At 50.9% G+C, this 14,608-nt stretch carries 13 protein-coding genes; 5 read left to right on the plus strand and 8 right to left on the minus strand.

The window, feature by feature from the left end:
* Positions 1 to 343 precede the first annotated feature (343 nt).
* On the plus strand, positions 344 to 2,053 hold the full coding sequence (locus DWY84_RS06365; RefSeq protein WP_118531801.1) for a carbon starvation CstA family protein: 1,710 nt from the start codon (positions 344 to 346) through the stop codon (positions 2,051 to 2,053).
* A 78-nt stretch (positions 2,054 to 2,131) separates the two neighbouring features.
* On the opposite strand, the gene DWY84_RS06370 is transcribed toward DWY84_RS06365, so the two are convergent.
* The 8 genes from DWY84_RS06370 to DWY84_RS06405 all read right to left on the minus strand — a co-directional run bounded on the left by DWY84_RS06370 (position 2,132) and on the right by DWY84_RS06405 (position 10,645).
* Positions 2,132 to 4,441 carry a HAMP domain-containing sensor histidine kinase gene (locus DWY84_RS06370; protein ID WP_118531803.1) on the minus strand — a complete coding sequence of 770 codons (2,310 nt, stop codon included), beginning with the start codon at positions 4,439 to 4,441 and terminating at the stop codon, positions 2,132 to 2,134.
* 9 nt (positions 4,442 to 4,450) lie between these two features.
* Positions 4,451 to 5,146, minus strand: a complete 696-nt coding sequence (locus DWY84_RS06375) for a response regulator transcription factor (RefSeq protein ID WP_118531805.1) — start codon at positions 5,144 to 5,146, stop codon at positions 4,451 to 4,453.
* A 174-nt stretch (positions 5,147 to 5,320) separates the two neighbouring features.
* Entirely contained in the window at positions 5,321 to 6,073 is a 753-nt protein-coding gene (locus DWY84_RS06380) for an aminoglycoside phosphotransferase family protein (RefSeq protein ID WP_118531807.1), read from the minus strand.
* Between the two features lie 183 nt (positions 6,074 to 6,256).
* Entirely contained in the window at positions 6,257 to 8,176 is a 1,920-nt protein-coding gene (gene glgB, locus DWY84_RS06385) for a 1,4-alpha-glucan branching protein GlgB (protein ID WP_118531809.1), read from the minus strand.
* Between the two features lie 4 nt (positions 8,177 to 8,180).
* The gene (locus tag DWY84_RS06390) at positions 8,181 to 9,515 is read right to left on the minus strand and encodes an alpha-amylase family glycosyl hydrolase (protein WP_118531811.1); all 1,335 of its coding nucleotides are present in this window, start codon (positions 9,513 to 9,515) and stop codon (positions 8,181 to 8,183) included.
* A 37-nt stretch (positions 9,516 to 9,552) separates the two neighbouring features.
* Positions 9,553 to 9,795, minus strand: coding sequence for a DUF2508 family protein (locus tag DWY84_RS06395; protein ID WP_118531813.1), 243 nt, complete (start codon positions 9,793 to 9,795; stop codon positions 9,553 to 9,555).
* A 62-nt stretch (positions 9,796 to 9,857) separates the two neighbouring features.
* Positions 9,858 to 10,190 carry a metalloregulator ArsR/SmtB family transcription factor gene (locus tag DWY84_RS06400; RefSeq protein ID WP_118531815.1) on the minus strand — a complete coding sequence of 111 codons (333 nt, stop codon included), beginning with the start codon at positions 10,188 to 10,190 and terminating at the stop codon, positions 9,858 to 9,860.
* A 197-nt stretch (positions 10,191 to 10,387) separates the two neighbouring features.
* Positions 10,388 to 10,645 (minus strand): hypothetical protein, encoded by a 258-nt coding sequence (locus tag DWY84_RS06405; RefSeq protein WP_118531817.1) that lies wholly within the window; start codon positions 10,643 to 10,645, stop codon positions 10,388 to 10,390.
* Between the two features lie 383 nt (positions 10,646 to 11,028).
* Between DWY84_RS06405 and DWY84_RS06410 the strand changes: the two genes are divergently transcribed.
* The 4 genes from DWY84_RS06410 to DWY84_RS06425 are packed head-to-tail and all read left to right on the plus strand — an operon-like array spanning position 11,029 to position 14,608.
* Positions 11,029 to 11,517 carry an A24 family peptidase gene (locus tag DWY84_RS06410; RefSeq protein ID WP_178716507.1) on the plus strand — a complete coding sequence of 163 codons (489 nt, stop codon included), beginning with the start codon at positions 11,029 to 11,031 and terminating at the stop codon, positions 11,515 to 11,517.
* 22 nt (positions 11,518 to 11,539) lie between these two features.
* A complete protein-coding gene (locus DWY84_RS06415) occupies positions 11,540 to 12,520 on the plus strand; it encodes a ParA family protein (RefSeq protein ID WP_118531821.1) in 981 nt (326 codons plus the stop codon).
* A complete protein-coding gene (locus DWY84_RS06420; protein ID WP_118531823.1) occupies positions 12,517 to 13,821 on the plus strand; it encodes a CpaF family protein in 1,305 nt (434 codons plus the stop codon). The genes DWY84_RS06415 and DWY84_RS06420 overlap by 4 nt, the downstream gene beginning before the upstream one ends.
* Before the next feature lies 1 nt (position 13,822).
* Entirely contained in the window at positions 13,823 to 14,608 is a 786-nt protein-coding gene (locus tag DWY84_RS06425; RefSeq protein WP_243024776.1) for a type II secretion system F family protein, read from the plus strand.

Consider the following 14,608-nt stretch of genomic DNA (forward strand, 5'->3'; position numbering starts at 1 on the left):
GCGTTTTCAGAGAGCTTCCGGCTGGTGTGAGGAAGCAGCGCGGCAACAGAGTTATCCCCTGCAAGCAGATTGTCTGAAATGCGAAAAGTAACGCTGGTGATACCAGGTGAAAGCAGACAGTAAGACAGTACGGAAACCCACCGTTAACAGGGCTCGTATTCATCCGGACTGAGAGACGGAGGATATGGTCAGAGAGGCTGATGGAATGTCAGCAAGGGAAGTGGTAACGCGGAGCGCGTATTTTATGATTAGCATATATGCCTTCGTCTTCCTGCGGAAAATTCTGCGGGAGGACGGAGGTTTTTCTTTTTTCCGCGTTATAGTTTTGAGAGGAGAGATCATTATGAATACACTTGTTATAGTATTAATCGCAGCTGTGTGTCTGTTCTGCGGATACACGTTTTACGGCCGCTGGCTTGCCAATAAATGGGGGATCGACCCGAAGGCAAAGACTCCGGCGGTTGCTTTAGAGGATGGACAGGATTACGTGCCGACCGATGGCTGGACCGTTTTCGCACATCAGTTTTCCTCCATCGCAGGCGCAGGCCCTGTCACCGGTGCCATTCAGGCAGCTGCATTCGGATGGGTTCCGGTGCTTCTGTGGGTTATCCTTGGCGGCATCTTCTTCGGTGCAGTAACCGACTTCGGCGCACTGTATGCCAGTGTCAAGAATGAAGGTAAGTCCATGGGACTTCTGATCGAGAAATACATCGGCAAGACCGGACGGAAGCTGTTCCTTCTGTTCTGCTGGTTATTTACCCTGATCGTTATCGCAGCATTTGCCGATATGGTTGCAGGTACCTTTAATGCTTACACCGTAACGGATGGCGTAGCCTCCCTTTCCCCGGCGGCACAGACCAACGGTGCGGCAGGTTCCATCTCCCTGATGTTCATTGTATTCGCCATGGTATTTGGTGTGCTGCAGAAGCATCTTCATCTGACCGGTTGGAAAGAAACTTTAGCCGGACTGGCATGTACCGTTGCTGCTTTTGCAATCGGTATGGCATTCCCGGTTGTAGCTGGTAAAGACACCTGGTCTTATCTGACCTTTGCTTACATCTTCCTGGCAGCGGTTATGCCGATGTGGCTCTTAATGCAGCCGCGTGATTTCATGACCACCTTCATGTTTGCAGGCATGATCATCGGCGCAGTTGTTGGCCTGGTGGTTGCGCATCCGACCATGAACCTTCCGGCTTACACCGGATTTAAGAATGCCAAGATGGGCGATATGTTCCCGATCCTGTTTGTAACCGTAGCGTGCGGCGCGGTTTCCGGATTCCACAGCCTGGTATCTTCCGGAACCTCTTCCAAGACGGTTTCCAATGAGAAGGATATGCTGAAGGTTGGTTATGGCGCCATGGTATTAGAGAGCCTGCTGGCTGTTCTGGCATTATGTGTAGCCGGTGCGGCAGCTGCAGCAGATGGTACCGCAGCAACCGGAACTCCGTTCCAGATCTTCTCTGCAGGTGTTGCAGGTTTCCTGGAGATGTTTGGTATCCCGGTTTATGTAGCACAGTGCTTTATGACCATGTGTGTATCTGCCCTGGCTTTAACCAGCCTGGATTCCGTGGCACGTATCGGACGTATGTCCTTCCAGGAACTGTTCTCTGCTGATGATATGGAGCATGCAGAGGGCTGGAGAAAGCTTCTTTGCAATAAGTACTTTTCCACTGTGGTAACCCTGGCCTGTGGCTTTATCTTAACCAAGATTGGTTATTCCAACATCTGGCCGCTGTTCGGCAGTGCAAACCAGCTGTTAAGTGCTCTGGTACTCATCACCCTGTGTGTATTCTTAAAGGTAACCGGAAGAGAGAACAAAACCCTGTTCCCACCGCTCATCATCATGCTGTGCGTTACCTTTACCGCACTGGTTGAGAGAACCATCGCCCTGGTACATGCTTTCGGTGCAGGTACCGCAGTCTTCATGGTAGAAGGCTTACAGCTGATCATTGCGATCCTGTTAATGGTACTGGGTATCATCATTGTGTACACATCCGGGAAGGAACTGTTTCAGAAGAAGGGTGTGAAGAACGCGCAGGTAAAGAATGCGTAAGAGTATATAGAAGCGTAAATACAAGAAAGACGCAAGTCACAAAATATGTGACCTGCGTCTTTTTTGAACTCAGATAGCTCATGCCGTCTGGTCTGTTTTTTTCACCCCAAAGCCCACGCGCACCTTGAACAGATCTCCATCAATTAAGATCTCGAAGGTTCCGCCCTGGAGCTTTGTGAGGCTCTGGGCAATGGAGAGGCCGAGGCCGCTTCCTTCGGTGGTGCGGGAGACGTCTCCGCGGACGAATCGCTCAGTAAGCTCCTCGCCCTGTACGTTTAACGGGTTTGCGGATATGTTTTTAATCGTAAAGTAAACTTTGTCGTCTTTCAGTTCCAGGTCGGTGTAGACCCGGGTGTGTTCCATGGCGTATTTGAACGCGTTGTTGTAGACATTTTCGAGGACACGCCAGAGGTGGCGGCCATCTGCCTCGATGAGAATGCTGCTTTCCGGCAGTGTGGACACCAGCTCCAGACTTCGGGTAGCAAATTTTTCTTCAAATTCGCCGTTGGTCTGCCAGATCATTTCTACAATGTCCAGAGTGGTCATCTCCAGCTTGACGTTTCCGGAGCTTGCCTTGGAGGCTTCCACCAGGTCTTCGGTCAGATTCTTTAAGCGCTGGGATTTCTGATCCAGGACTTTTAAGTATTCTTGGGCGCGTTCCCCCGGAATCTGTTCCCTCTTCAGCAGGTCTACATAGTTAATAATAGAAGTGAGCGGGGTCTTGATATCGTGGGATACGTTGGTGATCAGGTCAGCTTTTAAGCGCTCGCTCTTGACCTGCTCCTGCAGGGCACGCTCCAGTCCGGTTCCGATGCTGTTGATCATGTTGCCGACTCTCAGTTCCTTTCCCTCCAGACCGGCCAGATTCATCTGATAGCTGGTGTCACCGCCCGCAATTTTTGTGATGGCATCTGCAATCTGGTCTTCCTGCTGGGACTGCAGGAACAGTCGGTGAAAGGTCTTGTAATCCAGACCGACCAACAGGAGGAGCGTGATGATGCCGATAATCTTTGCGGACATATGGGACCGTAAGCAGACACATACAGCGATCAGGCTGATGCCGATGGCCTGTGCTGCAAGAAAGGCAGTAAACAGGCAGAAGAGCCGCCGGGAGTAGGTATGGTCTGCAAAATACAGGTTCAGATTTTTGAGGAAATGGTGAAGCATACTGTTTGTCCCCAGCTGGCGGCTCTTGTAGCGCCGCAGCATGCTGAATGCGCCGGTCATACAGCAGCCGTAGATGATCATGGCCCGCATCATCCGCTCGGCAAAGCCCCAGTCTTCAGTCCGGGCAACAAGATGGATCAGCGGATAACCAATCTTCTCTCCCAGAAATAGCATGAACATGGTGCTGACTGCTGTCAGCAGGATCCCGCTTTCGGTGGTGATCATGTCAAAGCCATGCAGGTACGGACTAGTACGGTCTTCTGTGCGGTAACCGGATACCAGGATCAGGTAGTACAGTGTCACCAGGCAGCCAATGATGCCGATAGTCAGGCTGAACATGGCCTCGACGAAGCGGCTGCGCAGATGGCGGTAATCGGCGGCCTGCCGGGCGTATACATCGTCTGCATCGTATTGGGTATTTACAGCAACTGTCATGTGATACCGGTCTGCATCATTTGCGTTCAGCTGCTCAAGCTGGGCCATGACATTTTTGGGCAGTTCATCCAGATTGCTGTCAATGAGAATGGAACTGCTGTCCACAGAGCAGTAACGGCCCAGGGACTTTAACTGGGCATCGGTCAAATCTCCTGCGTTGGAATACTCTGAGACTACAGTCTCATCATCCAGATAATCGATCCGGAATCGGAAGTTGGATGGATTCGACAGCAGACGATAGTTTACAATATAATATTCACTTAAGCAGTTTAATACCTCCCGGGACAGATCCAGCAGGGAGGAGAACGCATCGCCCGGTTCCTTTAAGGTGGCATTCGGATCGTAAGCGCGCCAGTATACCAGCTGGTCCTTTGCTGTGGAAGCATCGTCATAGATAAAGAGGTCATTGACTACCTCAAACTGGTCGTTTAAATAGAACCCCTGGCTCTTGGCGTAGCGCAGGACTTCCTCCAGCGTGTAGGTGATCTCCGGGCCGTTGTCGCGGCTGACGGCAAACATTTCTTTGGAAAGATCCAGATTGCCGTCCGTCTCGAAGACATCCCGGTAGGCAACGTATTTGAATACATGGTCCAGATCTTCCTGGAACTGTTGGCGGAAGGCAGCGGAGTCATCGTATTGGCGGTCCAGGATCCAGGAGAGGCCGGAGCCGACATTGGTATTTAAGTACATGACGCTGATGGAAAGCACCGCCATAAACAAAAACAAAATGTGCAGGAACACGGCAATGTTCTTTTTGATCCGCATGGAATAATCTTTCAGTCTCATGGGCGGCTCCTACTGTTTCTCAATCTTATAGCCAACACCCCAGACCACCTTTAAGTAGCGCGGCTCTCGCGGGTTGATCTCGATTTTCTCCCGGATGTGGCGGATATGTACGGCAACGGTGTTGTCGGCACCGATGGCTTCCTCATTCCAGATCTGTTTGTAGATCTCATCGATGGAGAAAACCTTGCCGGCGTTTTTGGTAAGCAGCAGCAGGATGTTGTACTCAATGGGAGTCAGCTTGATGGGCTCGTCATCGACAAACACTTCTTTGGTGTCATCGTTGATGGTAAGGCCGCCGCATTTGTACACATTTTCGTTGCTGCCCTGGCTTAAGTTGCCAAGCTGGGTGTAGCGGCGCAGCTGGGATTTGACCCGGGCCACCAGCTCCAGCGGGTTAAACGGCTTGGACAGGTAATCATCCGCACCGATGTTTAAACCCAGGATCTTGTCGGAATCTTCAGATTTAGCGGAGAGGATGATGATCGGGATGCTGCTGGTCTCGCGCACCTTTAAGGTGGTGCGGATGCCGTCAAGCCCCGGCATCATGACATCGATGATCATGAGGTCCGCATGTTCCGTTTCCAGAATTTTTAAGGCATCGTAACCGTCATAGGCTTTTAAGATGTGAAAGCCCTCTCCGGTTAGGTAAATATCTATCGCATCGACGATCTCTTTGTCGTCGTCACACACTAAAATAGTCTGCATGGTTGTCCTCCTTTGGCAGGTATGCTATGGTATAGTGGCTGTGTGCTGCTTCCGGCGTTTATCACAGAAGCGGTACGTCTTTTAGTATATATCAAAAAGGGCCTTACCGCAATCGGCAAGACCCTCTTCTTTTTGGTTCCTGTTCATATATAGTGCAAACAGGAACCGTTTGACCTACTGATAATCACATACATTCAGCCAGCTCTGAAGCAGTTCCTTTTCTTCCGGACGTTTCTTTGTGAGCTGTGCTGCAGCTACCAGAGGCAGCCACTGCTGTACATAGCGTTTGGCGGTACTGGTCTTTTCGCAGAACAGATCCATGTATTTTTCTGCCGCTGCCTGATCGGTCAGGCAGAACAGAAGATATGTTCTGGCTACGTCTGCGCTGGCGTTGCCCTGGGTTGCGTGAACCCAGTCAACGACATACATGGTGCCGTCTTCCTTCACAATGATATTGTCCGGCTGAAAATCTCCGTGACACAGCTTGGAGTGTTTTGGAGTGCTGTCAAGGCGGGTAAGAAGATCGTAACGGTTGACAGAATCTAATTCTTCCATCTCAGAGATCTGCCGCGCCATTTTGTCTTTTAACTTGTTCAGTAATGGACAGGTCTTGGAATGAATCATCAGCTGCAGTTCAACCATCTGATTCAGATATTCGTCGCGCTTATCCGGATTTTCCTTCATAAGCTCTGTGAGTGTCTTACCTTCGATGTAGTCCCGGGTGATGGACCAACAGCCGTCCTCTTCGACAGAAACTGCCTGGATAGACGGAATGTTGATGCCGCCAATGGCCTCAACTCGTGCGCTGATCAAAGCTTCATTTAAAACCTCTGCCTTCGGGAAGCCCTTGCAGAAAACTTTTACCGCTTTATCGCCATCGCGATAGACACTTTTGGTCGCGTTTTTGGAAATTAACTCTCTTGCCATACGAAACTCTCCTTCCTTATATTATGTTGCTGATGCTTACCGTCAGTTTTAATAACCGGATCATCAGGTAGGTCGTTTCCTATTTTACTACGAAATGGAAAGAATGTCATCTACTTTTTGATAATTTTTTAACGAAATACATAATCTGTTTTTGTTATTTTCAAACGGGTGTGTTCCTGCGTATTATGAGAACCGGAGGATTGCGGTTCCGTATGCCGACAGCGGCAGCGCTACGGAATATGGCTGCCCGTCGCACTCGGATTTGACTGCTTTAAAGACTGGAGCCTTCTCGCCAGTTTTGTAAGCACCGTGCTCATTGTCCAGGATCAGTGTGTAATTGCCGCGTTTCGGTACACCGACCCGGTAATCCGGCCGTGCCACCGGAGTGAAGTTGCACACAAACAGCAGGCTCTTTTTGTGATTCTTCGCGTAGCGCACAAAGCTGTAAATGCTGCGGTCACCATCGTTGGCATTAATCCAGGAAAAGCCATCCCAGTCATCATCGGACTCGTAGAGCGCAGGGTGTTTCTGATAAATATGTAACAGGTCGCGCACATAGTTCTGGAGATCCTTGTGCAGGTCTTCCTCTGTCAGATGCCAGTCCAGGCTGACTTTTTCATCCCACTCATGAAGCTGGCCGAAATCCTGGCCCATGAATAAAAGCTTTTTGCCCGGATGTCCCAGCATGAAGGTATAACCGGCCTTCAGGTTTGCGAATTTATCTCCGAAGAGGCCTGGCATCTTGTTGATCATGGAGCACTTTAAGTGGACAACTTCATCGTGGGAGAGTACCAGAATAAAGTTTTCACTGTTAAAGTAAGTGAGGCCGAAGGTCATCTTGTGGTGGTTGAATTTGCGGAAGTACGGGTCCAGCTTCATGTACTCCAGGAAATCATGCATCCAGCCCATGTTCCACTTGAAGGTGAAGCCCAGGCCGCCCTCTTTTGGATCGTGGGTGACAAGTGGCCATGCGGTTGATTCTTCGGCAATGACCATGGCACCATGCCCGCGCTGGGCCACGATGCTGTTTAAGTGGCGGAAAAATTCGATGGCTTCCAGATTCTGGTTGCCGCCATAGCGGTTCGGTACCCACTCACCGTCCTTGCGTCCATAGTCCAGATAAAGCATGGAAGCTACGGCATCCACGCGCAGACCGTCTATGTGGAACTGCTCGATCCAGTAGAGGGCGTTGGCAATCAGAAAATTGGAAACCTCATGCTTTTCATAGTCAAAGACCTTGGTACCCCAGTCTGGATGCTCGCCTTTACGCGGATCTGCGTACTCGAAGAGCGGCTGTCCGTCAAAATCTGCCAGACCGTGGGCATCCCGCGGGAAATGGGCCGGAACCCAGTCCAGAATAACGCCGATGCCCTTTTTGTGCATATAGTTCACAAAATATTTGAATTCCTCTGGAGTGCCATAGCGGGAGGTGGGAGCATAGTAGCCGGTTACCTGATAGCCCCAGGAACCATCATAGGGATGTTCCGCAATTCCCATCAGCTCGATATGGGTGTAACCCATCTCCTTTACATAGGCAGCCAGCTCGGCGGCAGCTTCCTTATAGGTATAATAACCGTCTTTTTCCGGTCGGTTTTTCTTTTTCCAGGAACCTAAGTGCACCTCGTAGATACTCATGGCTGCCTCGCACGGGTTGATGCTCTCGCGTTTCTGAACCCAGGCCGCGTCATTCCAGTGGAAGTTATCACTGAATGCGGTGATGGAGGCGGTTCCCGGCCGGTACTCCGCGTACTGGGCAAAGGGGTCTGCCTTGAAAATCACCTTGCCAGTCTGGGTGGTAATGGCAAATTTGTAGAGTTCGCCTGGCTTGATGTCCGGGATGAAACGTTCGTAAATGCCGGAAGTCTCAAGCACCTGCATGGGGCAGGCATCCGGATCCCAGTTATTAAAGTCACCAACTACACTGACGGATGCGGCATGGGGAGCCCATACAGCGAAATAATAGCCGGTTTTGCCATTGAACATTTTTGGGTGGGCACCAAGTTTATTGTAAATCTCATAGTGGGTGCCTTCTCCGAACAGGTAACGGTCCCCGGCGGTGATAAAGCCGGTCTCGGTCTGCTTTTTCTTATCTCTGACTGCCATAAGGTCAATCCTCCCTGATCTTTAAGACAACACTGCTGTTGTCTGGTAATGTAAGGTTTATTTTTCCGTTCTCAATCGGAATGATGGAACCATCTATCAGATTTTCTGCCTTGGATGCGCGCAGCGGAACCGGAATGGAAAGAAAGCTTTCCTGGTCATCACTGTTGGCCGCGGTCACGCAGATGCTGCCCTGGGCGTGTCTGGCGAAAGCATACTGCCGGTTGGTGAGCAGCAGCTCCTGATAACGCCCGCCGTGGAATTCCGGCTGCTCTGTATGAATTCCGGCCAGCTTCGTGATCAGGCCGGTGAGTTCATCATGTTTTGCCTCGCCTTCTTCCAGGCTGATGCAGGGCCGCAGGGCGGCATCACTTTCACGGGTCCTTGTGCCTTCCAGGCCCCATTCCCCGCCATAATAAATAGAAGGAATGCCCGGAAGGGTAAAGAGCAGAGCCCATGCCAGCGGCAGATGTGCCTTCTTGTTTAGTTTGCTGGCAATACGGTTTTCATCGTGGTTGTCCAGGAACGTGTAGAGCTTTGTGCCAATGGCTTCCAGTCTCCGTACATTGTGGGCAATCTCAAAGAAATTATGGTCATTGAGCCCGGAATAGAGGCTCTTATGTAATTCGTAGTTGGTGACGGAATGGAGCATGCCATCGTTCATCCAGCGGCCATATTCGCCGTGGATGACTTCGCCCATGAGCCAGAAATCCGGCTTCATGGAAGCGGTCTGGGTGCGCATCTCCTGCATGAAGCCGAAATCCATGACGTTGGCACAGTCTAAGCGTATGCCATCAATATCAAATTCAGAGATCCAGAAGCGGATGACATCGAACAAATACTGCTTTACTTCCGGATTTTGTAAATTCAGGCAGGGCAGTTCGAAATGTCCCTGCCATGCCTCGTAGCCGAAGCCATCATTGTAAGGGCTGTTCCAGCCAAAGTTCACACCTTTGTACCAGCCGCAGTAGCGGGAACCTTCACGGTTTTGCTGAATGTCCCGAAATGCGAAAAATTCACGTCCGGTGTGGTTGAATACTCCGTCTACGACCACCTTGATTCCGGCTTCATGGCAGAGCTTTGTGAAGTGCCGGAAGTCCTCATTGGTGCCAAGCCTGCGGTCCACAAGCTTATAATCTCTGGTATCGTAGCCATGGGAGGAGGACTCAAAGAGCGGTCCGATGTAAAGTGCGGTGCAGCCTAAGGCTTCCATGTGGGCAACCCATTTGTCCAGTTCCGGAAAGCGGTCAGCCGCGGCGTCTTCGGTATTGGCGAATGGCGCCCCCAGCATACCCAGCGGGTAGATGTGATAAAATACTGCTTTTTCATACCATGATGCCATAGATATCAAGTCCTCCTGATTGCATAGTTTCGTTTGGCTAAAAATCCAGCTGTTCCAGAAGCTTGAAACGCCGGAGCAGAAACTGATAGCGGAGCCAGACCGCGTTTAGTTCGTAAATACAGCAGTCGATCAGAGGCGGGTCCGTCACCTGGTCGAACTGGTTTAATAAGGACTCCATCTTATGCTGCGTCTGATGGATCTCTGCCTTCAGTTTCATGTTTTCACGGGCGGCCGCCTGTCTGCAGTCGTTTCGCGTGAAGAAAAGTCCGTTGTTTTTCATAAATTTGCACTCCTTTTGGAGTGTAGTATCTGGAATGGGTGGAAAATTATACGTATTTCTTCTTATTCCTGGCTGAAGATCTCTTCAACCAGGTACCCCAGTTTCATCAGCTGCTTCGTGCAGTCCAGAAAGGTAAGCCGGTAGTAATTGGAAGTACCGGACTGGGTGACTTCTACCAGTCCGCAGCTTTTCATAATCTTCAAATGATGGGAGATGGCCGGTCTGGACAGATTGGTCTGCCGGGTGATCTCGTTGACGTTCAGCCCTTCCGTGTGGCCGTTCTGGGAGGCAATGCACAATGCTTCGATGATGTTTAAGCGGACCTCATCTCCGAGGGCGATAAACAGCGGCATGCAGCTGTGAAACAGTTCCTGTAGTTCTTTGGAGTCCGCCATAAAAACCTCCTTTGGTTTAAAAAATTGAACTAAGTTCATTCTATCACGATTGATTGTTCACGTCAACCAAAAACAAAGGGACGAAAATAACATTTTTCGTCAAAATGTCCTATAGAATGCGCAAAAAAAGAGTTGCCGCAAAATTGTAGCAGACACGTTCCTGGTACAATTTTGCGGCAGCCCTTTCTGACAAGCCTTTATTTATCGAAATCCGTTTCAAAGACACCTTCCGGGGTGCGCATGGTGAGGATGCCTAAGTTGAATTCGTCATCTGAAATGGTAATGTGATATTCAAATACCACATCCTCCTCGAATTTAGAGAGGAGAACGTAATCTCCGTTTTCTTTTCCTTCGATCTGGTCACAGATGTCATTGTAGACAGCTTCGCCGGAGATTTCCCGCGGATAGCCGGATGCTTTGATCTTTGCTTCAATGGCTTCGTATAATTCGTTCATGGTGCTGGTACTCCTTTTCTTCTTTCAAGTGTATTTAGTATAGCATTTTGCCCTGTCAATGTCCAACCGTTTCCTCGTTGTCGATTCTTGTCGCTTTATGCCGATGCCAGACGTTGACGGCAGAGAAAATTATGGGTAAGATAAGACCACAATCAACGCATCATTCCGATGCGGAATTCATCAGGCAGGAGCTTTTCATTCCGTACCATGCCGTTGGATTTCTAAAGTTATTGTTTCAAAAAGCCTGGGGCTTTTGGATATCCGCCGTTTCGGCAGAGTTTTCATTTTTATGAGTTTTTTGGGAGCAGCCATAACAGAGGAATATTTGTGGTTATGGCAGATGGAAAAGAAGGTGAGATTGCATAACAGAGGAAAGTATATATTTGTTTCTGACTGCTGGTCTTTGCTTTTGCGCGTGGACAGACCAGAAATGGAGCCGCGTGTCCAATGAAGCCCTAATGCTGCTGGCATTTGTGGGCGTGATGGAGTGGGGCATGGGATTTATTACCGGGGCGCTGCCATTTCTGCTGTTTGGTATGTTACTGTTCCGCTTTCGGGTTATGGGGGCCGGGGACGGCAAGCTGATGGCAGTGATTGGCGGATATCTGGGAATTCAGAGCGGGTTTTATGCGGTGGCCCTTGGGTTTCTGGCGGGCGCTGTCTGGAGTCTGTGGAGGCTCAGACAGCCTGGCCTGGCGGCGGAACGCTTCTGCTATCTGCAGGAGTATGTCCGGGCAGTGATGCAGGGAAGGTGTTTGCAGCCATATGATTCGCTGGAGCATGCGGATGCGCCGCATCATATTCCGTTTGCGGTCTGTCTGGCGGTGGGGGTCTGTATTTATGGCGTGGTGCGGTGGATGAAAGCATTATAGTGGGGGAAAAAGGGGGAATGAAATGAAAAAGATTATGGCAGTCTACGATGTAGACTCCCGGTATGCTGACCGGTTTGCGGAGTTTGCGAACCAGCGTGAGCAGGTACCATTTAAAGTGGTGGCGTTTACCAGCCTGGAAAAACTGAGGGAATTTTCAAAACGGGAACAGATTGACCTTCTATTGGTCGGTGACAGTGTGGCGGAGAAAGAACTAGAAGGAATTCAGGCATTGCAGACGGTGCGGCTTAGCGAGACTGGCATAGCAAAAGAAGGCGAGGCGGTGGTGTACAAGTACCAGGCCTCGGACAGTCTCCTGCGGGAAGTGATGTCCTGGTATCAGCCCCAGGAAATTCCGACACTTATGACAGTGACCGGCAGGCGGAGCTGGATGATTGGCGTCTATTCGCCAATTGGGCGGTGTGGAAAGAGCAGCTTTGCCTTTACCCTGGGTCAGGTGCTGGCCCGGGAAGAAAAGGTGCTTTACATTACCCTGGAGGAGTTTTCTGGTCTTTCAGCCCTGACTGGAACTGTGTATACAGGAGGCCTTTCTGATCTGCTCTACTATTACATTCAGCGGGAGTACAGTCCGGTGCGGCTGGGCAGCGTGACCTACAACTGGGGAGGCCTGGATTATATTCCGCCGGTCACTTATGCGGAAGATAAGACTGGAATCCATCAGGAAGTATTTGCCGGTCTGATCCAGAAGATTGCGTCCGATGGAGCATATGAGGAACTGATTCTGGATGTCGGTATGTTTTGTGGCGGCACGGAGGAACTTCTTGGCATCTGCGATGTGGTGTATGTACCGGTAAAAGATGATGCAGTGTCTACCGCAAAGCTGGAGGAATGGAAAGATTATCTGAAGCGGTCTGGGCGGAGCGCGATATGGGAAAAACTGAGATTTTTGCATCTCCCGGAACCAGTTCATTCCCTGACCCGGGAAAATTATCTGGAGCAGCTTTTGTGGAGTGATCTGGGAGATTTTGTGAGGGAACTGAGATGAGTGGGGAACGTATTTGCGCACAGAGTCTTCTGGAGCAGCTTCGCGGAGAGGTACGGGAGACACTTTCCGGCTTTGAGCAGATCGGAGATGAAGAGCTGTACGACTGTATTGACCAGGCCATTGTGGGACAGGCCGGACGGCAGTATCTGCCGCTGGGGCAGCGGATCGAATTGAAAAACAGGCTGTTTGACAGCTTTCGCCGCCTGGATATTTTGCAGGAACTGGTGGATGATCCGGAAGTTACGGAAATCATGGTGAATGGAAAGGATGACATTTTCATTGAGCGGGGCGGGCGGCTGGAGCGATGGAACCATAGCTTTGAGCGGGTGGAGCAGCTGGAAGACATGATTCAGCAGATCGTCAGCAAGATCAACCGTGTGGTCAATGTGAGCAGGCCGATTGCGGACGCAAGGCTGGTGGAAGATGGTTCCCGTGTACACATTGTGCTACCGCCCATCGCCCTTGACGGGCCGGTGGTGACAATCCGGAAATTTCCGGAGCCCATCACCATAGAGCGCCTGATCCAGTATGGATCCCTGACCAGGGAAGCGGCAGACTTTCTGGGAAAGCTGGTGAAGTCCGGCTACAACATTTTTATCAGCGGCGGAACCGGATCTGGTAAGACCACATTTTTAAATGCCCTGTCATCGTACATTCCCGAGACGGAGCGGGTTATTACGATTGAAGATTCCGCAGAGCTGCAGATCACCCAGGTGCCGAATCTGGTGCGTCTGGAGACCCGCGGAGCCAATGTGGAAGGGGAAGGCGCGGTGGAGATCAGCGACCTGATCCGGGCATCACTCCGTATGCGGCCCAATTATCTGATCGTCGGCGAGGTGCGTGGAAAAGAGTGCCTGGATATGCTGCAGGCACTCAATACCGGACACTTCGGGCTTTCTACCGGTCATGGAAACAGTGCGGGAGATATGCTTTCGCGCCTGGAGACCATGGCACTTATGGCTGCAGACATTCCGCTGGCCGCCGTGCGGGGACAGATTGCTTCGGCTATTGATATACTGGTGCATCTGGGAAGACTGCGGGACCGGAGCCGGCGGGTGCTGGAAATCACGGAAGTACTGGGGTACGCTGATGGAGAAATCCGATTAAACCCATTGTATCGGTTTGAAGAGAGGGGGAATGCGGATGAATGTGGAGCATCGGAAACAGACAGCAGGGATCAGGAACAGGAAAAAACCCGCAGATGGGAAGGGTATGCAGAGGGAACTGTCTGCGGCAGTCTCGTCCAGGTTGGTTCCCTTCGGCACAGAGAGAAGGTCAAAGCGGCCGGTTACTCCATATAAAGTGAACGCAGACGCATCCCGGCGCGGAAATTCGGCAGGCCGGATTCTTTCTTATGACAAATACCGGCTGTCTATAAGAGAAATGCTTCTGGTTCTTGGGAAAAGCATGGCGGTAAGCGGACTGTTTTCCTATGTGTTTTACCGGAGTATGGCGGCGTTTGAGTTGATGCTTCCGGTGAGCGGTGTGTTTCTGGTTCTGAGAGAGCGCAGGCAGCGCCTGAAAAAGAGAAAGCTTCTTCTGGCACAGCAGTTTAAGGAAGCTATGGAGATTCTGGCGGCATCGCTGAGTGCAGGATATGCCATGGAGAATGCTATGGCGGTGAGCCTGGAGGAACTGAAGCTGCTTTACGGGGCTGATGGGCTGATCGTTCAGGAGTTTTCCGGGATGGTGCAGCAGATACGGACCAATCGAAATGTAGAGCAGGTTCTGCTGGAATTTGCAGGGCGAAGCGGACTGGAGGATGTGCAGAATCTGGCAGAGGTGCTGGGCATCGGGAAGCGGACGGGCGGAGACCTGGGAAGCATCATGCGGCATACAGCAGAAGTAATCCGGGACAAGATGCAGGTGAAGGAAGAAATCATGACGCTTACGGCATCCCGCCAGTTTGAGCAGAAGATCATGAACCTGATTCCGTTTTTCATTGTCTTTTATGTAGAAGGGACTTCGCCGGGCTTCTTTGACCAGATGTATCGGACCGGAATGGGCCGAGGGTTTATGACACTTTGCCTGGGATTATATCTGACCGCATTCTGGCTGTCAGAGCGGATTCTGGAGATTGAGGTGTAG

Source organism: Clostridium sp. AF27-2AA (assembly GCF_003478505.1).
GTDB lineage: Bacteria > Bacillota > Clostridia > Lachnospirales > Lachnospiraceae > Brotaphodocola.